This window comes from Frigoribacterium sp. VKM Ac-2530, from assembly GCF_015350835.1.
Classification (GTDB): domain Bacteria; phylum Actinomycetota; class Actinomycetes; order Actinomycetales; family Microbacteriaceae; genus Frigoribacterium.
Map to the genome: position 1 here is coordinate 464,916 of NZ_JADKSE010000002.1, position 22,561 is coordinate 487,476.

The 22,561-nt window shown below is 72.1% G+C and carries 18 protein-coding genes; 12 read left to right on the top strand and 6 right to left on the bottom strand.

Annotated features, from left to right (window positions below):
- Positions 1-114 precede the first annotated feature (114 nt).
- Both ITJ48_RS11060 and ITJ48_RS11065 read right to left on the bottom strand, forming a co-directional pair.
- Entirely contained in the window at positions 115-1,188 is a 1,074-nt protein-coding gene (locus ITJ48_RS11060) for an aminoglycoside phosphotransferase family protein (RefSeq protein WP_194613718.1), read from the bottom strand.
- Positions 1,189-1,303: 115 nt separating this feature from the next.
- On the bottom strand, positions 1,304-1,849 hold the full coding sequence (locus tag ITJ48_RS11065) for a hypothetical protein (protein WP_194613719.1): 546 nt from the start codon (positions 1,847-1,849) through the stop codon (positions 1,304-1,306).
- 140 nt (positions 1,850-1,989) lie between these two features.
- Between ITJ48_RS11065 and hrpA the strand changes: the two genes are divergently transcribed.
- Together hrpA and ITJ48_RS11075 are read left to right on the top strand one after the other, a co-directional pair.
- Positions 1,990-5,973, top strand: a complete 3,984-nt coding sequence (gene hrpA / locus ITJ48_RS11070; RefSeq protein WP_194613720.1) for an ATP-dependent RNA helicase HrpA — start codon at positions 1,990-1,992, stop codon at positions 5,971-5,973.
- A gap of 158 nt (positions 5,974-6,131) precedes the next feature.
- Entirely contained in the window at positions 6,132-7,142 is a 1,011-nt protein-coding gene (locus ITJ48_RS11075; protein WP_194613721.1) for a LacI family DNA-binding transcriptional regulator, read from the top strand.
- A gap of 160 nt (positions 7,143-7,302) precedes the next feature.
- Here the strand turns inward: ITJ48_RS11075 and ITJ48_RS11080 are convergent, their stop codons facing one another.
- On the bottom strand, positions 7,303-8,259 hold the full coding sequence (locus ITJ48_RS11080; RefSeq protein WP_370544890.1) for a PhzF family phenazine biosynthesis protein: 957 nt from the start codon (positions 8,257-8,259) through the stop codon (positions 7,303-7,305).
- A 156-nt stretch (positions 8,260-8,415) separates the two neighbouring features.
- Here ITJ48_RS11080 and ITJ48_RS11085 point away from each other — a divergent pair, with 156 nt between their 5' ends.
- The 4 genes from ITJ48_RS11085 (at position 8,416) to ITJ48_RS11100 (ending at position 13,526) form a co-directional block, all read left to right on the top strand.
- The gene (locus ITJ48_RS11085; RefSeq protein ID WP_194613722.1) at positions 8,416-9,834 is read left to right on the top strand and encodes an extracellular solute-binding protein; all 1,419 of its coding nucleotides are present in this window, start codon (positions 8,416-8,418) and stop codon (positions 9,832-9,834) included.
- Positions 9,835-10,035: 201 nt separating this feature from the next.
- Positions 10,036-10,923 (top strand): carbohydrate ABC transporter permease, encoded by an 888-nt coding sequence (locus ITJ48_RS11090; protein WP_194614435.1) that lies wholly within the window; start codon positions 10,036-10,038, stop codon positions 10,921-10,923.
- Positions 10,920-11,867 (top strand): carbohydrate ABC transporter permease, encoded by a 948-nt coding sequence (locus tag ITJ48_RS11095; protein ID WP_228506867.1) that lies wholly within the window; start codon positions 10,920-10,922, stop codon positions 11,865-11,867. Before ITJ48_RS11090 ends, ITJ48_RS11095 begins: the two co-directional genes overlap by 4 nt.
- A gap of 123 nt (positions 11,868-11,990) precedes the next feature.
- On the top strand, positions 11,991-13,526 hold the full coding sequence (locus ITJ48_RS11100; protein ID WP_194613723.1) for an alpha-N-arabinofuranosidase: 1,536 nt from the start codon (positions 11,991-11,993) through the stop codon (positions 13,524-13,526).
- Positions 13,527-13,652: 126 nt separating this feature from the next.
- Here ITJ48_RS11100 and ITJ48_RS11105 read toward each other — a convergent pair whose 3' ends face one another.
- On the bottom strand, positions 13,653-14,075 hold the full coding sequence (locus ITJ48_RS11105; RefSeq protein WP_194613724.1) for a hypothetical protein: 423 nt from the start codon (positions 14,073-14,075) through the stop codon (positions 13,653-13,655).
- 51 nt (positions 14,076-14,126) lie between these two features.
- Complete coding sequence (gene msuE, locus ITJ48_RS11110) at positions 14,127-14,786, bottom strand: FMN reductase (RefSeq protein WP_192169694.1); 660 nt, start codon at positions 14,784-14,786, stop codon at positions 14,127-14,129.
- Between the two features lie 71 nt (positions 14,787-14,857).
- Between msuE and ITJ48_RS11115 the strand changes: the two genes are divergently transcribed.
- The 3 genes from ITJ48_RS11115 (at position 14,858) to ITJ48_RS11125 (ending at position 18,005) form a co-directional block, all read left to right on the top strand.
- The gene (locus ITJ48_RS11115; RefSeq protein WP_194613725.1) at positions 14,858-15,631 is read left to right on the top strand and encodes a class I SAM-dependent methyltransferase; all 774 of its coding nucleotides are present in this window, start codon (positions 14,858-14,860) and stop codon (positions 15,629-15,631) included.
- Between the two features lie 23 nt (positions 15,632-15,654).
- Positions 15,655-16,707, top strand: coding sequence for an amidohydrolase (locus tag ITJ48_RS11120; protein WP_194613726.1), 1,053 nt, complete (start codon positions 15,655-15,657; stop codon positions 16,705-16,707).
- A gap of 68 nt (positions 16,708-16,775) precedes the next feature.
- A complete protein-coding gene (locus ITJ48_RS11125) occupies positions 16,776-18,005 on the top strand; it encodes an aminotransferase class V-fold PLP-dependent enzyme (protein WP_194614437.1) in 1,230 nt (409 codons plus the stop codon).
- Positions 18,006-18,016: 11 nt separating this feature from the next.
- Here the strand turns inward: ITJ48_RS11125 and ITJ48_RS11130 are convergent, their stop codons facing one another.
- The gene (locus ITJ48_RS11130) at positions 18,017-19,084 is read right to left on the bottom strand and encodes a LacI family DNA-binding transcriptional regulator (protein WP_194613727.1); all 1,068 of its coding nucleotides are present in this window, start codon (positions 19,082-19,084) and stop codon (positions 18,017-18,019) included.
- 87 nt (positions 19,085-19,171) lie between these two features.
- Between ITJ48_RS11130 and ITJ48_RS11135 the strand changes: the two genes are divergently transcribed.
- The 3 genes from ITJ48_RS11135 (at position 19,172) to ITJ48_RS11145 (ending at position 22,546) form a co-directional block, all read left to right on the top strand.
- The gene (locus ITJ48_RS11135; protein ID WP_194614438.1) at positions 19,172-20,113 is read left to right on the top strand and encodes a carbohydrate ABC transporter permease; all 942 of its coding nucleotides are present in this window, start codon (positions 19,172-19,174) and stop codon (positions 20,111-20,113) included.
- A complete protein-coding gene (locus ITJ48_RS11140) occupies positions 20,113-21,060 on the top strand; it encodes a carbohydrate ABC transporter permease (protein WP_194613728.1) in 948 nt (315 codons plus the stop codon). The genes ITJ48_RS11135 and ITJ48_RS11140 overlap by 1 nt, the downstream gene beginning before the upstream one ends.
- A gap of 130 nt (positions 21,061-21,190) precedes the next feature.
- Positions 21,191-22,546, top strand: a complete 1,356-nt coding sequence (locus ITJ48_RS11145; RefSeq protein ID WP_194613729.1) for an ABC transporter substrate-binding protein — start codon at positions 21,191-21,193, stop codon at positions 22,544-22,546.
- Positions 22,547-22,561: the final 15 nt, after the last annotated feature.

Consider the following 22,561-nt stretch of genomic DNA (forward strand, 5'->3'; position numbering starts at 1 on the left):
GGTTCTCCTGGCGTCGGTGCTGTCGAGATCGGTGCTGTCGTGATCGGTGCTGTGGTGATCGCTGCTGTGGTGATGGGCCGGCGTGATCGGTGCTGCGGTGGTCGGTGCCGTGGATCAGATGTCGTGTCTCGGCCGGCCGGTCGGGGGCGACGAGCGGGACAGGCGTTCCTCGACCAGCGACACGAGCCCCCTGGGGCCGAGAAGGTCGTCCAGACCAGCGCGTACCCCGACCAGGTCGCCGGAGTGCTGCGGAGAGTGTGCTCCCTCCAGCGCCGCGAAGACCGCCGTGACGTCCTCGAGGGCGCGGACGCAGCCGAATCGCGTGACGCGGTCGTCGTCGAGACGCACGTCGTCGCCGTAGCCGCGGCGGAACGCCGCGCGGTGCTCGGGCTCGACGGGCAGCCCGGGCAGCACGCCGAGCTCGACGAGCACGAGGTCGACCTCGCGCGGGGCGACGGTGGCCTCGTCGAGGTCGATGAGCCAGGGGCGGCCGGCAGGGTCGACCACGACGTTGCCGAGGTGCGGGTCGCCGTGGCAGGACACCCGTGCGGTCGCGCCCCGCGCCTCCTTAAGCTGGAGCGCCGTGGTCTCGAGACGACGCAGCCGGTCGCGGTGGACGTGCCACAGCTCGGCCAGCTCGGGGTCGACCCCGGGAGCCTGGCCGGCGCCGACGAAGCGGGCGTCGAGGTCGCGGAGGCGCACGCGGGCCCGGCGGCCGGTCCGCTTGACGCCCTGCCGCAGCGGGGCCACGGACGAGGGAGGCGGCTGGTCGTGGACCCGACGGACGACGGCGCCCAGCTCGGCCCACTGGTCGAGGTCGAGACCCCGGCCCTCTTCTGCGGCGTCGTCGCCGAGGATCCAGGGAGAGACCGAGACGAGCAGGCCGTCGCGCTCGGCCCAGTGGTCGCCTGTCCGGGTGGGGAGCGGGGCGACGACGCCGGAGTCGGGACCGAGGGCGGCGGCGAGCGCGAGGCCGAACCGGCAGTCGCGCCGGGTCGCCTTCACAGCCCACTCGTCGCCGGAGCGATCGCGGACCTGCCAGACGGCGGCGTCCGGGTCGAGCCCCCCGACGATCAGCAGCTCGTCGACGACGTCGAGCCCCCACGCGTCGAGGGCGGGCGGCGCCGGAGCGGGCTGCGGGGACGCCTGCGGTGACGGTGACGGGAGCGTCGGGTGAACGGCTGACACCGGCTCATCATCGTCCCGGCCGCCGACATCGGCCCGGTCACCGCGAGGAGGACTCAGCTCTCGGCCTGCGACAGGCCCCGACGCGGCCGCACGCCGACGACGAGCACGCCCGGCGTCACCCGGCGGCGAAGGGCGAGCCCGGCTGGCCGAGCGTCCCCTCGGCCACCCGACGCGCGTGGCGGCGTCCGGCCTCGGACGCCCGGAACTCGTCGACGCCCCGGAGGCCCGAGCGTCGGCCGTCACGGGCTGCCCAGGCGGTCTCGAGGGCGTCGACGAGGTCCTGTTCCTGCTGCACGTCCCCGGCGTCGCGCACCTCGGCCACCGCCTCCGCCAAGGCGTCGAGCAGTTCGCACGACCGCCGCTCGGCGACGGTCAGGACGGTCTCGGCCCCGGCGGCCGAGCCCGGTGGCGGCTCGCTGGCCTCCACGAAGCCCGACGCGACCAGCAGGGCGACGCGCGAGGTGACGAACGCGGGGCCGCCCGCCGAGGGCCCGAGCCGTCGCGACACCTCGGCGACGAGCTGCGAGACCGCCCGTGCACCGTGCTCGAGCACGTCGAGCACGCAGACGCAGAGCGGATCGGTCATGACGGCGAGCGGCGAGGCCGCACCGAGGGAGGCGGCGGGAGACGAGGCTGCGAGCAGGCGGTTCGTGGGGGTCATGGGAGCGAGGCTGTCTGCCCGGCCGGCCCACGCCTCCTCGTACCGGCCGACTCTGGGGACGACGTGCCGGAGCAGGCCCCGAGGGGAGGGACCAGGGCGGGGAGCGCTCCCCAGCCCGCGCGGCTTACGATGGAGGGCTCATGTCGCCCACCATCACCTATCCCCCCGAGCTGCCGGTCAGCCAGAGACGCGACGACATCGCCGCCGCGATCCGCGACAACCAGGTCGTCATCGTCGCGGGCTCCACCGGCTCGGGCAAGACGACGCAGCTGCCGAAGATCTGCCTCGAGCTCGGCCGCACGAGCATCGGGCACACCCAGCCGCGCCGCATCGCCGCGCGCACGATCAGCGAGCGCATCGCGGAGGAGCTGGGCGAGGAGGTCGGCGGCCTCGTCGGCTACCAGGTGCGGTTCACCGACAAGGTCGGCGCCGACACGCAGATCAAGCTGATGACCGACGGCATCCTGCTGAACGAGATCCACTTCGACCGCGAGCTGAAGCGGTACGACACGATCATCATCGACGAGGCGCACGAGCGCAGCCTCACCATCGACTTCCTGCTCGGGTACCTGAAGCAGCTGCTGCCGCGCCGGCCCGACCTCAAGCTGATCATCACGAGCGCGACCATCGACCCCGAGTCGTTCTCGCAGCACTTCGACGGCGCCCCCATCGTCGAGGTCTCGGGCCGCACCTACCCGGTCGAGATCCGCTACCGGCCCCTCGTCGCCGACGACACCACGGCCGACGACGACCGCGACGTCGACGACCTCGACGAGCTGGACGACGCCCCGGCCCCGGCTCGCCCGGCTGCACGACGCGACGACTCCCGCCGTGACGACGGGCGCCGCCGCGGCGAGCCCGGCCGCCCCGGCGCCGCCGCCCGGCGAGCCAAGGAGGCGCGGGCCGGCGACCCGAGGCAGCGCGCCGACGACAAGGACTACCTGCAGGGCATCAACGAGGCCCTCGACGAGCTGGCCCGGGAGAGCTCGGGCGACGTGCTCGTGTTCCTCAGCGGCGAGAACGAGATCCGCGACGCCGAGGACGCGATCCGGGCTCGGAACCTGCCGCAGACCGAGGTGCTGCCGCTCTACGGCCGCCTGAGCGCGGCCGACCAGCACCGCGTCTTCCAGCCGAGCTCGACCGCGGGGACCAGGCGCCGCATCGTCCTCGCGACCAACGTCGCCGAGACGAGCCTCACCGTGCCGGGCATCAAGTACGTCATCGACGCCGGCACGGCACGCATCAGCCGCTACTCGACCCGCGCGAAGGTGCAGCGCCTGCCCATCGAGGCGATCTCGCAGGCGAGCGCGAACCAGCGCTCCGGCCGGTCGGGCCGCACGAGCGACGGCATCGCGATCCGGCTCTACAGCGAGACCGACTTCGAGAAGCGCGACGAGTTCACCGAGCCCGAGATCCTCCGGACGAACCTCGCCGCCGTCATCCTCCAGATGATCTCGCTGGGCCTCGGCGACATCGCGGCGTTCCCGTTCCTCCAGCCGCCCGACAGCCGCGGCATCAAGGACGGCCTCGACCTGCTGCGCGAGCTCGGCGCCGTCACCCAGGGCGGCCAGATCACCCGCGTCGGCAAGCAGCTGACGCGCCTGCCGATCGACCCCCGCCTGGCCCGCATGGCCGTCGAGTCGAAGGTGCACGGCACCACCCGCGAGGTGCTCGCGATCGTCGCGGCGCTCAGCATCCAAGATCCGCGCGAGCGCCCGCTCGAGCGGCGCGCGCAGGCCGACGAGGCGCACGCGCGCTTCAAGGACCCGCAGGGCGACTTCATGACGCTCCTCAACCTCTGGAACCACCTGGAGGACAAGAAGGACGAGCTCACCGGCAACGCGTTCAAGCGCCTCTGCCGGGAGGAGTACCTCAACTACCTGCGCGTCCGCGAGTGGCAGGACGTCTACCGCCAGCTGCTGCGGGCGGCGAAGCCCCTCGGCCTGCACGTCGGCGAGCGCAGCACGAACCCCGACGGCGTGCACCGCAGCCTGCTCGCCGGCCTGCTCAGCCAGATCGGGCTGCTCGACCCGCAGAAGAAGGACTACGTCGGGGCCCGCCAGACGCGGTTCCTCGTGTTCCCCGGCAGCTCGCTCGCCAAGAAGCAGCCCGCCGCGATCATGAGCGCAGAGCTCGTCGAGACGAGCCGCCTCTTCGCCCGCGTCAACGGCGCCATCGACCCGGCCTGGGCCGAGCCGCTCGCCCCCGACCTCGTGAAGCGCAGCTACGGCGAGCCGCACTGGGAGAAGAAGCAGGGCTCGGTGGTCGCCTATGAGCGCGTGACGCTCTACGGCGTCCCGATCGTGCCGAGGAGGCGCATCCAGTTCTCGCGGATCGACCCCGGCTACGCCCGCGAGCTCTTCATCCGGCACGCCCTCGTCGAGGGCGACTGGGAGAGCCGACAGTCGTTCGAGAAGGCCAACCAGCAGCTCATCCGCGAGCTCACCGAGGTGGAGGAGCGCACCCGCCGTCGCGACATCCTCGTCGACGGCGACGCCGCGTTCGAGTTCTTCCAGCGCCGCGTGCCGGCCGAGGTGACGAGCACCCGCGACTTCGAGGGCTGGTGGCGCAAGGCGAAGCAGGAGACCCCCGACCTGCTCACGATGACCGCCGCCGACCTGCTCGGCGACGACGAGCCCGATGTCGACGAGGCCGGGTTCCCGAGCACGTGGCGGCAGGGCGACCAGACGCTCACCCTGCGCTACAAGTTCGAGCCGGGTGCCGACGACGACGGCGTGACGGTGGTCGTGCCCCTGCCGCTGTTGGCGCGCCTCCGGCCGGCCGGGTTCGACTGGCAGGTGCCGGGCCTGCGCGACGAGCTGGTCACGTCGCTGATCAAGTCGCTGCCGAAGCAGATCCGCAAGAACGTCGTGCCCGCCGCCGACTGGGCGTCGAAGATCACCGCCGAGCTGCCGGCCGAGCCGCCGCACGACGTCGCCGAGTCGTTCACCGCGACCCTCGCCTCCGTCATCAAGAAGCTGACCTACACGCCCGTCGACGCCGCCGACTTCGACCTCGAGCGAGTGCCCGCGCACCTGCGCGTCACGTGGGCGGTCGTCGACGAACGCGGCCGCACGGTCGGTGCGGGCAAGTCGCTCGACGAGCTGCAGCACCGACTCAGCGACGACATGCGCGAGAGCGTCGCGCGCGTCACCCAGGGGCAGGGCGCAGGAGGAGCGGGTCGCGGCCGACGAGGACGCGGCGGCCCCGAGGGCGGTCGCCCCGACGCCGCGACCGCCGCCCCCGCGAACGCCATCGAGCGCAGCGGCCTCACCTCGTGGGACTTCGACGAGCTGCCGACCGTCGTCGACACGCGGCACGGCGACACCGTGATCCGGGCATACCCGGCGCTGGTCGACGAGGGCGCCTCCGTGGCGATCCGCCTCATGGCGACGCCTGCCGACCAGGCGCGGGAGACACCCCGGGGGGTGCGCCGCCTCCTCATGCTCGCCGTGCCGAGCCCGGTCGCCTACGTGCAGCAGCACCTCACCGCGCCCGAGAAGCTGATCCTCGCGACGAGCCCGTACCAGAACACGTCCGCACTGTTCGCGGACTGCCTCGTCGCGGTCGTCGACGACGTGCTGCACCGGGTCAAGCCCGACGGGCAGCTGTACACGAAGAAGGAGTTCCTCACCGTGCGCGACCGGGTGTCCGGCGCCGTGATGGACCAGATGTTCCAGACGGTCTCGCTCGTCGCGCGCACCCTCACCGCCGCCCGCGACGCCGACAAGGCGATGAAGGCGGCGACGAACATGTCGCTGCTCACGGCGCTCACCGACATGCGGCAGCAGCGCGACCGGCTGGTGTACCCGGGCTTCGTCTCGGCCACCGGCCTGCAGCAGCTGCAGCGTGTACCCGTCTACCTCGTCGGCATCACGCGCCGCACGGCGAAGCTGCTCGAGGCACCGTCGCGCGACCGGGCGTGGCTGACCGAGGTGCAGCAGGCGACGGAGCGGTACGAGGCGGCAGGCGGGGCGTTCCCGCCGGCCGAGGGGGCGCCTCCCTCGCTGGTGCGCGCCCGGTGGATGCTCGAGGAGTTCCGCATCAGCCTCTTCGCGCAGGACCTGCGGCCGAGCGAGAGCGTGTCGCTGCAGCGCATCGCGAAGGTGCTCGCCTCGGCGTAGCCGGCGGCCGGTGCGGCCCGGGCGGCTCGGCTCGTGCGGCACCCCGGTGTGGACGATGCACCCCGCGACGACGGGGTTCATGGTCCACATCGGGGTGCGCGGCACCGGCCGCCGCGGCCGGTCGCGTCCGACGTGCGGCGCGGCGCTAGCCTGGGCGGATGCGAGCGACGGTCAAGGACGTGGCCGCCCGGGCGGGCGTCTCTCCGAAGACGGTCTCGAACGTCGTGACGGGCGCGGTCCGGGTCAGCGCCGAGACCAGGGCGCGCGTCGAGGAGGCGGTGGCCGCGCTCGCCTACGTGCCCAACCTGAGCGCACGAGGGCTCCGCACCGGCCGCACGGGCTCCATCGCGCTCGCCTTCCCCGACCTCACGACGCCGTACAGCGCCGAGATGTCGCACTGGTTCGTCGAGGTCGCGCACGAGCGCGGCTGGTCGGTGCAGCTCGAGCAGACCGGCATGCGCCCGGAGCGCGAGCGCGAGCTGCTGCTGAGGGGCAAGGAGCACCTCGTCGACGGTCTCGTGCTCAACCCGGTGAGCCTCGACGAGAGCGCCATCGTCGGCGCGGAGTCGCTGCCGCCGGTCGTCGTGATCGGAGAGGTCGAGCAGAGCCTCGTCGACCAGGTCAGGGTCGACAGCGTCGCGGCCGCCCGCGACATGACCACGCACCTGATCGAGCTCGGGCACCGGCGCATCGCCGTGCTCGGCAGCTCGGGCGACGGCTTCGACAGCGCGACGGCACGGGCGCGCACCCTCGGCTGGCAGCAGGCGCACGAGGCGGCCGGGCTGTCCGTCGACCCCGCGCTCCGGTGGTCGTGCCGATCGTGGTCGCCCGAGGCGGGCGCGGCGGCCGTGCGCGAGCGACTCGCCGCCGACGGTCCGCCGGACGCGCTCTTCTGCTTCACCGACTCGCTCGCGATCGGCGCCGTGCACGCCCTCTGGGCGGCGGGCCTGCGGGTGCCCGACGACGTGTCGGTCGCGGGCTTCGACGACATCGCCGACGGCCGCTTCACCCTGCCGCCGCTCACGACCGTGCGCCTCGACAAGCGGCTCTTCGCCGAGCGCACGCTCGAGCTCCTGGCGGCGCGCATCGCCGACCGCGACCGGCCGCCCGAGCTCGCGATCATCCCGCACGAGATCGTGCGGCGCGAGAGCACGGCGGCCCGCGCCTGACCCGCGGTGCGCCGCGACCGCACGGCACCGCGCCACACCCCCTCCGAGGCATCGCACCCTCGAATTCGGGGGTGTGGTGCACCGTCGGAGGTGTGTCACGCGACCGAGGTGTCGCGCGGCCTCCGCGGTGCGACGCGTCGCATCCGAGACGGCAGGCGCGTCACTCGACGATCAGGGCCGCGGTGCCGCTGACCGTGATGCCGCCGACCACGGGGACGTCGACGGTGAGCAGGCTCGGACGCCCGACGTGCCGGCCCTGCCGCACCGCGAACCGCGCAGGAGGCTCGAGCAGGCCGACAGCCCGCAGGTACGCCCCGAGGGCGGCGGCCGCCGATCCCGTGGCAGGGTCCTCGGTGATGTCGCCGACGGGGAACAGGTTGCGGGCCTCGATCGCGGGCAGCTCGGCGTCGGCTCCGCGGGTCACGACGGCAGCGCCGAGGTCGACGCCGAGGTCGACGCCCTTCGTGCAGACCACCGTGACGGTGCCCGACCAGCCCTGCCGGTCCATCAGCTCGCGGACCGCACCGGGGTCGAACCCGAACGAGTCGAACACCGCGAGCGACCGCACCGCGACGACCGGGTGCCAGTTGCCGGCGAACGCCTCGGCGAGCGGCCACGCCGGGTCGAGGTCGTCGCGGTCGAGCGCGAGCAGGCCGAGCAGCTCGTCGCCGACGGCGTCGCCCAGGGGACGCGTGCGCGGCTCGACGCTCGTGAAGGAGGCGCGCAGCTCGCTCTCTCCCCCGGCCACCGCCTCCCGCGTGGTCTCGATGACGACCGGCCCGACGGCCGTCTCGAAGCGGAACGGCCCGGGGCCGCGCTCGCCGGCGAGCGCCACGGCGGTCGCGATGGTCGCGTGCCCGCAGAACGGCACCTCGGCGATCGGGGAGAAGTACCGGGCCCGCACCCCGCGGTCGTCGCCCGCGAGGGCGCCGTCGACGACGAAGGCGGTCTCGGCGTAGCCGACCTCAGCGGCGATCTGCTGCATCCGCACGTCGTCGAGCGTCGACGCGTCGAGCACCACCCCCGCGGGGTTGCCGCCGCCCGGCCCGTCCGCGAACGCGGTCAGCCGCAGCACGTCGGTCGAGGAGGCGGTCGTCGGCACGCGGGGAACGGTCACCGCACCACTGTCGCGGTCCACGCCTCCTCGGGGCAAGGTCCACCCGGCAGTCGCCGGCCGCTCCGGGCCGATGCGCGACGACCTGCCGGCTGCCTCTTGCGTCGGGATTACAACGATGGAATAGTGCGAGCAGTCACACGTCACGAAGGAGTGAACATGACCCTGCCCGACCACACCGCTCGCAGCGACGCCCGGAGCCGCAGCCGCCGGACCGCCGAGGCCGACCCGCCCGGCACCGGCACGACCGCCCGAGGCGCAGGCCTCAGCCGCCGCGGCGTCCTCGTCGGCGGCGCGGCCCTGCTCGGCACCGCGTTCGCGGCCACCGCCCTCTCAGGCTGTGCGACCGGCGCGACCACCGCCTCCGGCGCGACGGTCGAGCAGCTGAAGTTCTGGCACCTGCTGAGCGGGGGCGACGGCGTGAAGATGTCCGCCCTCGTCGACCAGGCCAACGAACAGAACCCCGAGTTCCACGCGACGCAGACCGTGCTCGCCTGGGGCACGCCGTACTACACTAAGCTCGCCATGGCGTCGGCCGGCGGCCGCGCCCCGGACGTCGCGATCATGCACGCGTCTCGCGTGCCCGGCTACGCACCCGGCGGACTTCTCGACCCCTGGGACGTCGAGAAGCTCGCCTCGTACGGCCTCCGCGAGCAGGACTTCGCACCGGCGGTCTGGAAGGCCGGCTTCAGCGGCGACCAGCTGTACTCGGTCGCGCTCGACTCGCACCCGTTCATCCTGCTGTACAACACCGACATCGCGGCCCAGGCCGGCGTCCTCGGCCCCGACGGGCAGCTCGCCGAGATCACGAGCCCCGAGCAGTTCCTCGAGGTCGCGACCGCGATGCAGGCCGTGACCGGCAAGCACGGCGCCTCGTGGGGCTACCTCAACGACGGCGCGCAGCTCTGGCGCATGTTCTACACGTTCTACAAGCAGCAGGGCGCCGACATGGAGCTCCGCGAGGGCGGGACCGTCGAGTACGACGAGGAGGCGGCCGTCACCGCCCTCGAGTTCATGCAGCAGATGACCGACGGCACCGTGATGGCCGAGGCGAGCGACATCCAGTCGGGCATCGCCGAGTTCGTCTCGGGCGAGAGCGGCATGCTCTTCACCGGCGTGTGGGAGGTGCCGAGCGCCGCCGCGTCGGGCATCCCCTACGACGCGAGCATCATCCCCACGCTCTTCGGCACCCCCGCCGTCTACGCCGACTCGCACGCGTTCGTGCTGCCCCGGCAGAGCACCGTCGACGAGGCGAAGCGCGAGGACGTCTACAAGATGGTCTCGACCATCCTCAAGGACTCGATCTCGTGGGCCGAGGCCGGGCACATCCCCGCGTACGGGCCCGTGGTCGACAGCAGCGAGTACGCCGACCTGATCCCCCAGGCCCACTACGCCGAGGCGGCCGAGTACCTGAACTACGACCCGCCGGCCTGGTTCACCGGCTCGGGGTCGGACTTCCAGACGTACTTCCTCGACAGCATCCAGTCCGTGATCCTCGCCAAGGACGACGCGGCGACGGGCATGAAGCGGTTCGTCGACCGGGTGAACACGCAGCTCGGCCGCCCCGCCCCGGTGTGAGCCGGACGGCATGACCGGCACGACCCGCACCTGCACCTCCCGCACCTGCACCGCACCACCTGACCTGCACGACGACGAAGGAGTCGATCTGTGACGACCACGACGGTCACGACCCCGGCGGCCCCCGCCGACCGGAGCCCGGCCACCACCCGCGGCAGCACGCGTGCCGGCGGCACCGGCGGCGGCAGCACCGGCACCCGCATGCGCCCCGGCGCCCACAAGGAGAACCGCATCGGCTGGGGCTTCGCCGCCCCGTTCACGATCCTGTTCGTCCTCTTCCTCGTGTGGCCCCTCCTGCACGGCCTGTACCTGAGCTTCACCGGGCAGAGCCTCACGGGCCAGGGCGGCGAGCTGATCGGCTTCGCCAACTACGCCGAGGCCTTCGCCGACGGCGCCATGTGGCGCTCGATGCTCAACACGTTCTGGTTCACGATCCTCAGCACGATCCCGCTCGTCGCGGTCGCGCTCGTGCTCGCGCTGCTGGTGAACACCGGCCTGCCGGGCCAGTGGCTCTGGCGGCTCAGCTTCTTCCTGCCGTACCTGCTGGCGTCGACCGTCGTGTCGCTGTTCTGGATCCAGCTGTACAGCCCGACGCTCGGCCCGATCAACAACGTGCTGGCCACCCTCGGGCTGCCGCAGCCCGCCTGGCTGCAGGACCCGGACACGGCCATGATCGCCGTCGTCGCCACCACGGTCTGGTGGACGGTCGGCTTCAACTTCCTGCTGTACCTCGCTGCGCTGCAGAACATCCCCGACCAGCAGTACGAGGCGGCATCGCTCGACGGCGCCGGACGCTGGCGCTCGCTCTGGTCGATCACGATCCCGCAGCTCGGCCCGACCACCGGCCTCATCGTCATCCTGCAGGTGCTCGCGTCGCTCAAGGTCTTCGACCAGATCTACCAGATGACCAACGGCGGGCCGGCGGGGACGACGCGCTCCACCGTCCAGTACATCTTCGAGTCGGGCTTCACCGGCTACCGCTTCGGCTACTCCAGCGCCATCTCGTACATCTTCTTCGCCGTGATCGTGGTCATCTCGATCGCCCAGTTCTCGATCACGGCCCGCAACCGCAAGGGAGCCCAGCGATGACCGCACCTGCCGTCGCCCCCGCCGCAGCGCCCGGCGGCGACCTCCGAGCCCCCACCGCCGAGCGCGGCCGAGGCGCCAGCCGAGGAGGCGGCAGCCACGGCCACGCACCCGGCAAGCAGCGCTTCGGCGTCATGGGCGTCCTCAGCATCGTCGTCCTCGTCGTGCTGGCCGCGCTCTGGCTGCTGCCGTTCCTCTGGTCGCTCGCGACCTCGTTCAAGAGCGAGGCCGACGCCGCGGCGACGCCGCAGACCTGGCTGCCCGCGGGCGGCTTCACGCTGCAGGCCTACCGGGCGATCCTCGAGCAGGGGAACATCCCGACCTGGCTCTTCAACAGCCTGCTCACGTCGATCGCCATCACGCTGATCGTCGTGGCGACCTCGGCCCTCGTGGCCTACGCGTTCTCGCGGCTCGACTTCCGCGGCAAGAAGTGGCTCTACGTGGCCACGATCGCGTCGATCATCGTCCCGCCGCAGGTGCTGATCGTGCCGCTGTTCTACCAGATGCTCGCCTTCGACATGGTCGACACGTACTGGGGCATCATCCTGCCCCAGGCCATCGCGCCCGCCATGGTCTTCGTGCTCAAGAAGTTCTTCGACCAGGTGCCGATCGAGCTCGAGGACGCGGCCCGCGTCGACGGGGCCGGACGCATCCGGGTCTTCTTCACGATCCTGCTGCCGCTCTCGCGTCCCATCCTCGGGGCGGTGTCGATCTTCGTGTTCATCGGAGCCTGGAACAACTTCCTCTGGCCCTTCATCGTCACGAACGACGCGTCGCTGCTCACGCTGCCCGTCGGCCTGCAGACCATCAAGAGCGCCTACGGCATCCAGTACGCGCAGAACATGGCCGCGGCGATCCTGGCGGCGCTGCCCCTCATCCTGGTGTTCCTGTTCTTCCAGCGGCAGATCATCAAGGGCATCTCGACCACCGGCTTCGGGGGGCAGTAGCGACCAAGGCCTCCTCTGCCCGGCCGGCGCTTCCTCGATGCGCGCGCCGCGCCTCCTCGACCCGCACCTCCTGACCGACCGACCACCCGCCAGCACGCCGCTCCCCCACTAGCTAGGAGAACCATGACCACCGCCCGCATCACCGTCGACCGCGAGTTCACGATCGGCACCGTGCCGCGTCGCCTGTTCGGCTCGTTCGTCGAGCACATGGGCCGGTGCGTGTACACCGGCATCTACGAGCCCGGCCACGAGACCGCCGACGAGAAGGGCTTCCGTCGCGACGTCCTCGCCCTCACGAAGGAGCTCGGCGCGACCGTCGTCCGCTACCCCGGCGGCAACTTCGTCTCCGGCTACAACTGGGAGGACGGCGTCGGGCCGGTCGACCAGCGCCCCCGCCGTCTCGACGGCGCGTGGCACACCGTCGAGTCGAACGCGTTCGGCCTGCACGAGTTCGTCGAGTGGTCGAAGCTGGCCGAGGTCGAGGTGATGGAGGCCGTCAACCTCGGCACCCGCGGCGTCGACGCGGCCCGCGAGCTCGTCGAGTACGCCAACCACCCCGGCGGCACCGCCCTCAGCGACCGCCGCATCGCGAACGGCGCGGCCGACCCGTTCGACATCAAGCTCTGGTGCCTCGGCAACGAGCTCGACGGCCCGTGGCAGATCGGCCACAAGACCGCGACGGAGTACGGCCGCCTCGCCCAGGAGGCCGCCAAGGCGATGAAGTTCGTCGACCCGAGCATCGAGCTCGTCGCCGTCGGCAGCTCGGGCCGCGGCATGCCGACCTTCGGCACGTGGGAGCACGAGGTGCTCACCCACGCCTACGACGAGGTCGACTACGTCTCGATGCACGCCTACTACCAGGAGCACGACGGCGACGCGACGAGCTTCCTCGCGACGGCGGTCGACATGGACGCCTTCATCGAGGAGGTCGTCTCGACGATCGACGGCGTCAAGGCCGCGGGCAAGCACGACAAGCAGGTGCACATCTCGTTCGACGAGTGGAACGTCTGGTACCAGACGGGCCTCGACACCGACGACCAGCCGCACAACGTCTCGAAGGGCTGGGTCGAGCACCCGCGCCTCATCGAGGACACCTACAACGTGACCGACGCGGTCGTCGTCGGCACGTTCCTCAACTCGCTGCTGCGCCACGGCGACCGGGTGAAGATCGCCAACCAGGCCCAGCTCGTCAACGTGATCGCCCCGATCCGCAGCGAGCAGGGCGGGCCGGCCTGGCGCCAGACGATCTTCTGGCCGTTCGCCCGCATGGCGGCGCTGGCCCAGGGCGAGATCCTCCGCACGCAGGTCACCAGCGACAAGATCGACACCCCGAAGTACGGCGACGCCGACCTCGTCGACGTCAGCTCGACGTGGGACGAGGAGACCGGTCGCGTCGTGTTCTTCCTGGCGAACCGCGGACTCGAGGAGGCGGCGGACGTCGAGCTCGTCCTCCGCGGCTTCGCCGACGCCCGGGTCGTCCGCTCCGAGGTGCTGGCCGTCCCGGAGGGCGGCGACCGCTTCACCGCCAACACCGAGCAGGCGCAGGACGCGGTCGGCCTCGTGCCCCTCGACGGCGTCACGGTCGACGGCGGCAGCGTCCGCCTGACCCTGCCGGCCCTGTCGTGGGCGGTCGTCGAGCTCGAGGTCGCGAAGGCCTGAGCCGTGCCGCGCGCGGACCCCTCTCGAGATCGAGAGGGGTCCGCGCGTCGATCGCCGCAGCACCAGCGTTCGGGGACGCTCGAGGCGCCGATCTGTCTCGCTTCGGGGCCGGGGGACCCGAGGGCCCTACTTCTTGCGTCGCGGGAACAGCCGTGAGATCGAGTCGCGCACCGACTCCTCGATCGTGTCGCTGAACGAGTTCGAGAACGACAGCGAGTCGCCCGCCGCGGACGACGCGGTCATCGACGCGATCACGCTCTGGCCGTGGTGCGCGCGGGCCTCGCGCGCGGTCGGGAAGCCGAGGCCCTGGGCGGCGGCGAGGCGCTCCAGGAGGCCGACCCGCTCCTCCTCGGTGCGCCCGGTCGCGACGGCGAGATCGCGTGCCGCGTCGTCGTCGACCCCGTCGGCGACCCACTGGGCGGCCCGGCGCGGCAGCTCGCCGGCCGCGAGCATGCCGATGACGCGCTTGGCCTCGTCGTCGCGGATCTCGGCGCGGGCGACGGCGACGTCACGGGGCGCGGTCTCGGGAGTCGGGGTCTCGTCAGGCACGCTCCACCTTAATCACACGACGCCGGGGGCCACCTCCCCCAGAGCGGGCCGTCAGCTGTAGAGCCGGACCGGCGCCGCGTCCTGCGCGGTCGGGGTCGGGAGCGCGTCGAGCTCGTCGCCCACGCCGCTGACCGCGCGCTCGATGCGCCGCTTCTCGTCGACGCTCGACCGGATCAGGGGCAGGCCCCGGGCGATCGCAGCCCGGATGCGCTCCTGCAGCAGCGGCGCCGTCACGCGCCGGTCGGTGAAGTCGCTGGCGTGCGCGTAGACGCCGAGGGGCAGCGTCAGCGCCTGGAAGAAGCCGAAGAGCGGCCGCAGCGAGTGCTCGAGGATCAGCGCGTGCCGCTCGCTGCCGCCCGTCGCCGCGAGCAGCACCGGCACGTCGACCAGCGCGTACTGCTCGACGAAGTCGAAGAAGTGCTTGAAGAGCCCCGTGAAGGAGGCGCGGTAGACCGGCGAGGCCGCGATCAGCAGGTCGGCGCCCTCGACCGCACGGAGCTCGCGCTCGACCCGTTCGTCGAGCTGGTCGCGGGTCAGCGCGCCGGCGAACAGGGGCCCGAGCTCGCTCACCCGGATCACGTGCCGCTCGATCGGCAGCACGAGGGCGAGCTCGTCGAGGACGGCGTCGACGAGCGCGTCCGTCTTCGAGGGCGAGCTCAGCGTGCCCGACACGGCGACGACACGGAGCGGCTGCGGAGGTGTCTGCGTCATGCAGCCATGGTGCTCCGGAGGCGGCGCGTAACGAAGCCGTGTGACGCCGTGCGTCATGCGACAGTGGTCGCGTGAACCCGACCACGCACGCGCACGGCTTCGATCCGGCCAACCCCCTCAGCACCCTCGCCTCCTCGTTCGGCCAGGCGGCCGACGTCTACGAACGCGGCCGCCCCTCCTACCCCGTCGACGCCGTCGACTGGCTGCTGCCGCAGGGCGCACGGCACGTCGTCGACCTCGGCGCGGGCACCGGCAAGCTGACCCGCCTCCTCGTGCCGCGCGCCGAGCAGGTCACCGCGGTCGAGCCCAGCGAGGGCATGCGCGGGGCGCTCGAACGGGCCGTCCCCGAGGCCCGGTCGCTCGCCGGTTCGGCCGAGTCCATGCCGCTCGACGACGCCTCGGCCGACGCCGTCTTCGTGGCGCAGGCCTGGCACTGGGTCGACCCGCGGGCCGCCGTCCCCGAGGTCGCGCGCGTGCTGCGGCCCGGCGGCACGCTCGCCCTGCTCTGGAACATCCGCGACGAGACCGTGCCCTGGCTGGCCGAGCTGTCGACGGTGATGCACTCCCCTGCCGAGCGCGACATGTCGTCCGACGCGCCCCCGGTCGGCGAGCCCTTCGCCCCGATCGAGCGCCGCGACTTCCCGTGGGTGCACGAGCTCGGACGTGACGAGCTGCTCGCCATGATCGCGTCGCGCAGCTACGTCATCACGCTGTCCGAGGACGACCGCGCCCAGGTGCTCCGCGACGTCGGCCAGCTGCTCGACACGCACCCCGACACCCGTCGCACGGACCTCATACGCCTGCCGTACGTGACCCGGGCGAGCCGGGCGGTGCTGCCCGCCTGACCCGCCGGCCCTACGGTGGGAGCATGCAGCAGGAGGCGCGACTCGTCACCGTCGACCGAGTCTGGTCGGGCAGGTGGCACGGCCCGAGCGTCGTGCGCGTGTCGTCGACCGCGATCCACCTCGTCGGGGCGGTCGACGCCGAGCACGGCGACGACGCCGGCCTCCCCCACCTGCCCGGCACGCTGTTCTCGCCCTTCACCGACTCGCACGTGCACCTCGGCCTGGTCGAGCCCGCGCAGCTCGTCCGGGGCGGCATCGGCCGCGTGCTCGACCTCGGCTGGAGCCCCGACGTCGCCGCCCTCTGGCCCGAGCGGGGCCGCGTCGACGCCGACTGGCCCGAGGTGCAGGTCGCGGGCGGCCTGCTCTGCCCTCCCGGCGGCTACCCGTCGCGCGCGGGCTGGGCGCCCGACGACGCGTCCGTCGTCGTGGCCGACGCGGCCGGCGCCGAGCGGGCCGTCGTGCGGATGCGCGACCTCGGCGCCTCCGTCGTCAAGCTGACCCTCAACAGCGACGTCGGGCCCGTCTTCGACGACGACGTGCTGCGGGCGATCGCGGTCGCCGCCGACCGGGTCGGGCTGCTGACCGTGGCGCACGTGCAGGGCTCGGGGCAGGTGCGCCGCGCGCTCGACGCCGGACTGCTCCGGTTCGCCCACGCCCCGTTCAGCGAGCTGCTGCCCGACGACCTGCTCGACCGTGCGGCCGACGGCACGTGGATCAGCACGCTCGACATCCACCGCGGCGACGAGGCGCAGGAGGTGGCGATCGCGAACCTGCACGGGTTCCGCGAGCGGGGCGGCCACGTCCTCTACGGCACCGACCTCGGCAACGGCGACCTGCCCGCCGGGGTGAACGAGCGCGAGCTGCGGGCGCTGCAGCGCGTCGGCCTCGGCCGCGAGGCGCTGCTCGCCGCCCTCGGCAGCGACGACTCGCTCGACGCCGGGCAGGACGGCGCACACTGGACACCGCGTGCTTCGTGGGTGCCGCAGCCGCCGCCCGCCGACGAACGCGACGATCCCGCGTGGCTGGCCCGCGCCTCCGTCCTCACCGCCTCGACCCTGCAGGAGCTGCTCTCGTGACCACCGCCTCCGACGTTCCCGGCCCCGCCGCCGCGACGCCCGCCTCCTTCGTCCCGGCCGCCCCGCCCGTGGACCCCGCCGAGCTCGACGACCCGCTGGCCAGCGCGCACCGCGACGCGGCCGACCCGCTCGCGCACCACACCGCGCTGTTCCTGCCGGCGGGCGACGTGGTCTCGTACCTCGACGGCAACTCCCTCGGCCGCCCGATGGCGGCGACGCCGGCCCGCCTCGACGCGTTCGTGCGCGGCGACTGGGGCACGCGCCTGATCCGCTCGTGGGACGAGCGCTGGATGCAGCTCCCCACCGAGCTCGGCGACCGGATCGGCGCCGCCGCCCTCGGCGCCGCCCCGGGGCAGACCGTCGTGGCCGACTCGACGACGGTGCTGCTCTACAAGGCGATCCGCGCCTCCCTGGCGTCTCGCCCCGACCGGCACGAGATCGTCATCGACGACGACCAGTTCCCGACCGACCGCTTCGTCGTCGAGGGCATCGCCCGCGAGCGCGGCGCGACCGTGCGCTGGCTCTCGGTCGACGAGACCCGGGGAGTGACGCCCGAGCAGGTCCGCGACGTGGTCGGGCCCGACACCGCCGTCGTGCTCGTCAACCACGTGTCGTACCGGTCGGGGTTCCTCGCCGACCTGCCGGAGATCACCGAGATCGTGCACGCGGCCGGGGCGCTGCTCGTCGCGGACCTCTGCCACTCCGTGGGCGTCGTGCCGACCGAGCTGGACGCGTGGGGCGTCGACATCGCCGTCGGCTGCACCTACAAGTACCTGAACGGCGGGCCGGGGGCGCCGGCGTTCCTCTACGCCCGCGCCGACCTGCTGCCCGAGCTCGAGCAGCCCGTGCAGGGCTGGATGGGCGCCGCCGACGTGTTCGCCATGGCCGAGGGCTACGTGCCCGACGCGGGCATCCGCAAGTTCATCAGCGGCACCCCGCCCGTCGTCGGCATGCTCGCGATGCAGGACATGCTCGACGCGATCGAGGAAGCGGGCCTCCCCGCGATCCGCGAGAAGTCGCTCGCGCTCACCGACTACGCGTTCGACCTCGTCGACGCCTGGCTCGCGCCGCTCGGCGTCACGACGGCGACGCCGCGCGAGCACGAGCGCCGGGGCAGCCACGTGACGGTGCGGCACCCGCGGTTCCGCGAGGTCGTCGCGACGCTCTGGCAGGAGGGGGTGGTGCCGGACTTCCGCGGCCCCGACGCCCTGCGCATCGGCCTCTCGCCGCTCAGCACCACCTTCGACGAGGTGCGCGTCGGGGTGGCCGCGATCCGCGAGGCTCTGCAGCAGGGCTGACCCGCGCCTCCTCAGCGCGCGGCCGGAGGCGCGACGGGGGCGGGGCCGGCGCTCTCACGCACCACGAGACGCGTCGGCACGATGCGGTCTCCGGACGCCGGCTTCCCCTCGAGCAGCTCGAGCAGCACCCGCATCGAGCGGGCACCGATCTCGCCGAAGTCCTGGTGCACGGTCGTCAGCGGCGGCCAGAACGAGCCCGACTCGTCCGTGTCGTCGAAGCCGACCACGCTGATCTCGCCCGGGATCGACCGTCCGCGCTCGTGCAGGGCGTGCATGACGCCGAGGGCCATCTGGTCGTTCGCGGCGACGACCGCCGTCACGTCGTCGCGGCTCGCGATCGCGTGGCCCAGGCGGTGGCCGGAGGCGCTCGTCCAGTCCCCCTTGAGCGGCGTCTCCGGCTCGAGGCCCGCGTCGCGCATCGTCGCGTGCCACGACGCCGAGCGCCGGGTCGCCGAGTAGGACGTGTCCGGCCCGGCGACGTGCACGATGCGCGTATGGCCGAGGTCGATCAGGTGCTGGGTCGCGAGGCGGGTGCCCTGCTCCTGGTCGGTGTCGACCACGACGAAGGGGTCGCCCGCGTCCGAGTCGATGATCACGACGGGCAGCCCGCTCGGGATGATCACGTCGGCCCGGTCGAGCATGTGCGCCTCGATGATGATGACGACGCCGTCGACCGCCTCCTCCTGCAGGCGGCTGAAGGCTCCGGCCACCTCGCCCTCGGTGGGCTGGGCGACGGGCATCAACGTGATCGTGTACCCGGCGCCGGAGGCGGCGGTCACGATCGCGTCGAGGGTGCGCATGTTCCCCAGGGTCGACAGCGTGAACATGATCACGCCGACGCTGCGGAAGCGACCCGTCTTCAGCGCCCTGGCTGCGCTGTTCGGGCGGTAGTCGAGCTCGGCCATCGCGTCGAGCACCTTCTGGCGCGTGCCGTCCTCGACGTTCTGCGCGCCGTTCGAGACGCGCGAGACGGTCTGCGACGAGACCCCGGCGCGCGCGGCGACGTCGGCCATCGACACCGTGCGGGTGCGCGGGGCGCGTCGAGATGCCGACTTGATTTCGGACGGCGGAGGTGTCATGGTTGCGAGCATCCCAGATGTTTACGTAAACACAGCCCCTCCCGGGCAGCGTGTTCACGGCTCCTCACCCCGATGAAGTGGATGGACATGACGACGTTGTCGACACCCGCGACCCGCTCGGAGGCGACCCCACCGGCGCCCCGCAGCAGCTCGCAGATCCGTCGCGACAAGCGACGCTGGACCGGCTGGGGCTTCGTCCTCCCGTTCCTCGTCGTCTTCGCGCTCGTGCTCGTGGCCCCCGTGGTCTACGCGATCTACCTGAGCCTGTTCCAGGAGCAGATGATCGGCGGCAACTCGTTCGTCGGCGCCGACAACTACGTCCGCGCGCTCACCGACCCGAACTTCTGGGACGCGCTCGGCCGCGTCGCGCTGTTCCTCGTCGTGCAGGTGCCGATCATGCTGGTCGTCGCCCTCGCCGCCGCCCTCGCCCTCGACTCGGCACGGCTGCACTTCACGGCGTTCTTCCGCATCTCGATCTTCCTGCCCTACGCCGTGCCGGCGGTCGTCGCAGCCCTGATGTGGGGCTTCATCTACGGCAACCGCTTCGGCCTCGTCGGCAACCTCGAGGACGCCACGGGCTGGGACCTCCCCGACCTGCTCTCGCAGAGCTGGGTGCTCGCGTCGATCGGCAACATCGTCACGTGGGAGTTCGTCGGCTACAACATGCTGCTGTTCTACGCCGCCCTGCGCGTCATCTCGCCCGACCTGTACGAGGCCGCCGAGCTCGACGGCGCCGGCCCGTTCCGCATCGTCCGCAACATCAAGCTGCCCGCCATCCGCGGCGCGATCGTCATCGGCATCATCTTCTCGATCATCGGCAGCTTCCAGCTCTTCAACGAGCCCAACATCCTGCAGACGCTGGCGCCCAACGCGATCAGCACCTTCTTCACCCCGAACATGTACGCCTACAACCTGTCGTTCGCGGGCCAGCAGTTCAACTACTCCGCCGCGATCGCGATCATCATGGGCGTCCTGACGATGGTCGTCGCCTACGTGGTCCAGCTCGTCGGCACCCGGAAGGACCACTGATGTCGACCCTCACCGGGACCCCGATCGCCGCGCCCGACGCCGGCACCCCCACCGTCACCCCGAACCGCGTCGCGACAGCCCGCAAGCGCCGTGCTGGCGCCCCGCGAGACAAGCGCAGCGTGCTGCTCACCGTCGTGATGGCCCTGCTGCTCGTCTACTCGGTGCTGCCGCTCTTCTGGCTGCTCGTCAACTCGACCAAGACGCAGGAGGCCCTGTTCAGCTCGTTCGGCCTCTGGTTCAGCGGCGACTTCGCCCTGGTCGACAACATCAAGGGCGTCTTCACCTACGGCGACGGCGAGTTCGTGCGCTGGCTCGGCAACACCCTGCTCTACGTGGTGGTGGGCGCAGGAGGCGCGACCCTGCTGGCCACGCTGGCCGGCTACGGCCTGGCCAAGTTCGACTTCCCGGGCAAGAAGGCCGTCTTCGCGGTGGTGCTGGGCGCGGTCGCCATCCCGGGCACCGCCCTCGCCGTCCCGACCTTCCTGATGTTCAGCCAGATGGGCCTGACCAACACCCCGTGGGCGATCATCCTGCCCTCGCTGATCAGTCCATTCGGCCTCTACCTGATCTGGACCTACGCCGTCGACTCCGTGCCGACCGAGATCCTCGAGGCCGCGCGCATGGACGGCTCGAGCGAGGTCCGCACGTTCTTCACCATCAGCCTCCGCCTCCTCAGCCCCGGCCTCATCACCGTGCTGCTCTTCTCGATCGTCGCGACCTGGAACAACTACTTCCTGCCGCTGATCATGCTGAGCGACTCGCGCTGGTACCCCCTGACGGTGGGCCTGAACCAGTGGAACGCGCAGTCGACGACCGTCGGCGGCGACCCGATCTACAACCTCGTCATCACGGGCTCGTTCCTCGCGATCATCCCGATCGTCGTGGCGTTCCTCTTCCTCCAGCGCTACTGGCAGTCCGGCCTCTCGGCCGGCGGCGTCAAGGCCTGACGCGCGTCGGCACCGCCGCCCCGCCCCTCCTCGTCCCCTCCCGCACCACAGCCCCTCCTGTTCCACAGCCACTCCTGTTCCACAGCCACTCCCCCGTCCCACCTCCACGATGAAGTGAAAGGCACCACCCATGTCCCGTAACCTCCCCCGCACCGCGAAGCGCGTCGTCGCGCTCGGTCTCGGCATCGCCCTGGCCGGCTCGCTGGCCGCCTGCTCCTCCGGCTCCGGAGGCGGCGCCAGCGCCGACACCGCGACCAGCGACGAGCTCGCCGCGGCCCTGAAGGAGAAGTCCTCGATCACGGTCTGGGCCTGGGCCCCCGCCGTCGAGCCCATCGCCGAGGCCTTCGAGAAGGCGCACCCCGACATCACCGTCGACGTGCAGAACGTCGGCACCGGCGCCGACCAGTACACGAAGCTGCAGAACGCGATCAAGGCCGGCAAGGGCGCCCCCGACGTCGCCCAGGTCGAGTACTTCGCCATCCCCCAGTTCTCGCTCGGCGACTCGCTCGCCGACCTGAGCGGCTACGGCTACGGCGACCTCGAGGAGGACTTCACCGCCTCGACGTGGAACTCCGTCACCGACGGCGACGCCGTCTACGCCCTGCCCCAGGACTCCGGCCCCATGGCGATGTTCTACCGCCAGGACGTCTTCGACAAGTACGGCATCGCCGTGCCGACGACGTGGGACGAGTACCTCGCCGCGGCCGAGACGATGCACTCGGCCGACCCGAACCAGTTCATCGCGGGCGACACCGGCGACGCGGGCTTCACGACCAGCATGATCTGGCAGGCCGGCGGGCACCCCTACTCGGTCGACGGCGACACTGTCTCGATCGACCTGCAGGACGAGGGCGCCAAGCGCTGGACCTCGACCTGGAACACCCTCGTCGAGAACGGCTCGCTCGCCCAGACCCCGGGCTGGACCGACGAGTGGTTCCGTGCCCTCGGCGACGGCTCGATCGCCACGATGCTCACCGGCGCCTGGATGCCCGGCAACCTCGAGGCCCAGGCCGCCGACGGCTCCGGCCAGTGGCGCGTCGCCCCGATGCCCCAGTACGAGGAGGGCGACACCGCGACCGCCGAGAACGGCGGATCGTCGATCGCCGTGATGGAGCAGTCGCAGAACAAGCTCGTCGCCGCCGAGTTCGCCAAGTTCGCCACCGCCGAGGAGGAGGGGCGCCAGATCTCGTTCGACGCCGGCGGCTTCCCGTCCACCACGGCCGACCTCACCGACCCCGAGTTCCTCTCCGAGGCCCCCGAGTACTTCGGCGGCCAGAAGATCAACGAGGTGCTCGGCCAGGCGGCACAGGACGTGCTGCCCGACTGGCAGTACCTGCCCTTCCAGGTCTACGCGAACAGCATCTTCAGCGACAGCGCGTCGTCGGCCTACACCAACGGCACCTCGCTCGACCCGGTGCTCGAGGAGTGGGCCAAGGCCACCGCCACGTACGGTGAGCAGCAGGGCTTCACCGTCGAGACCAAGTAGGGCTTCGCCGCACAC

What these genes read in the sequence shown, in the direction of transcription:
- ITJ48_RS11065 (WP_194613719.1), bottom strand. Translation starts at nt 1,849, where the DNA reads ATGACCCCCACGAACCGCCTGCTCGCAGCCTCGTCTCCCGCCGCCTCC.
- hrpA (WP_194613720.1), top strand. Translation starts at nt 1,990, where the DNA reads ATGTCGCCCACCATCACCTATCCCCCCGAGCTGCCGGTCAGCCAGAGA.
- ITJ48_RS11075 (WP_194613721.1), top strand. Translation starts at nt 6,132, where the DNA reads ATGCGAGCGACGGTCAAGGACGTGGCCGCCCGGGCGGGCGTCTCTCCG.
- ITJ48_RS11085 (WP_194613722.1), top strand. Translation starts at nt 8,416, where the DNA reads ATGACCCTGCCCGACCACACCGCTCGCAGCGACGCCCGGAGCCGCAGC.
- ITJ48_RS11090 (WP_194614435.1), top strand. Translation starts at nt 10,036, where the DNA reads ATGCGCCCCGGCGCCCACAAGGAGAACCGCATCGGCTGGGGCTTCGCC.
- ITJ48_RS11095 (WP_228506867.1), top strand. Translation starts at nt 10,920, where the DNA reads ATGACCGCACCTGCCGTCGCCCCCGCCGCAGCGCCCGGCGGCGACCTC.
- ITJ48_RS11100 (WP_194613723.1), top strand. Translation starts at nt 11,991, where the DNA reads ATGACCACCGCCCGCATCACCGTCGACCGCGAGTTCACGATCGGCACC.
- msuE (WP_192169694.1), bottom strand. Translation starts at nt 14,786, where the DNA reads ATGACGCAGACACCTCCGCAGCCGCTCCGTGTCGTCGCCGTGTCGGGC.
- ITJ48_RS11120 (WP_194613726.1), top strand. Translation starts at nt 15,655, where the DNA reads ATGCAGCAGGAGGCGCGACTCGTCACCGTCGACCGAGTCTGGTCGGGC.
- ITJ48_RS11130 (WP_194613727.1), bottom strand. Translation starts at nt 19,084, where the DNA reads ATGACACCTCCGCCGTCCGAAATCAAGTCGGCATCTCGACGCGCCCCG.
- ITJ48_RS11135 (WP_194614438.1), top strand. Translation starts at nt 19,172, where the DNA reads ATGACGACGTTGTCGACACCCGCGACCCGCTCGGAGGCGACCCCACCG.
- ITJ48_RS11140 (WP_194613728.1), top strand. Translation starts at nt 20,113, where the DNA reads ATGTCGACCCTCACCGGGACCCCGATCGCCGCGCCCGACGCCGGCACC.
- ITJ48_RS11145 (WP_194613729.1), top strand. Translation starts at nt 21,191, where the DNA reads ATGTCCCGTAACCTCCCCCGCACCGCGAAGCGCGTCGTCGCGCTCGGT.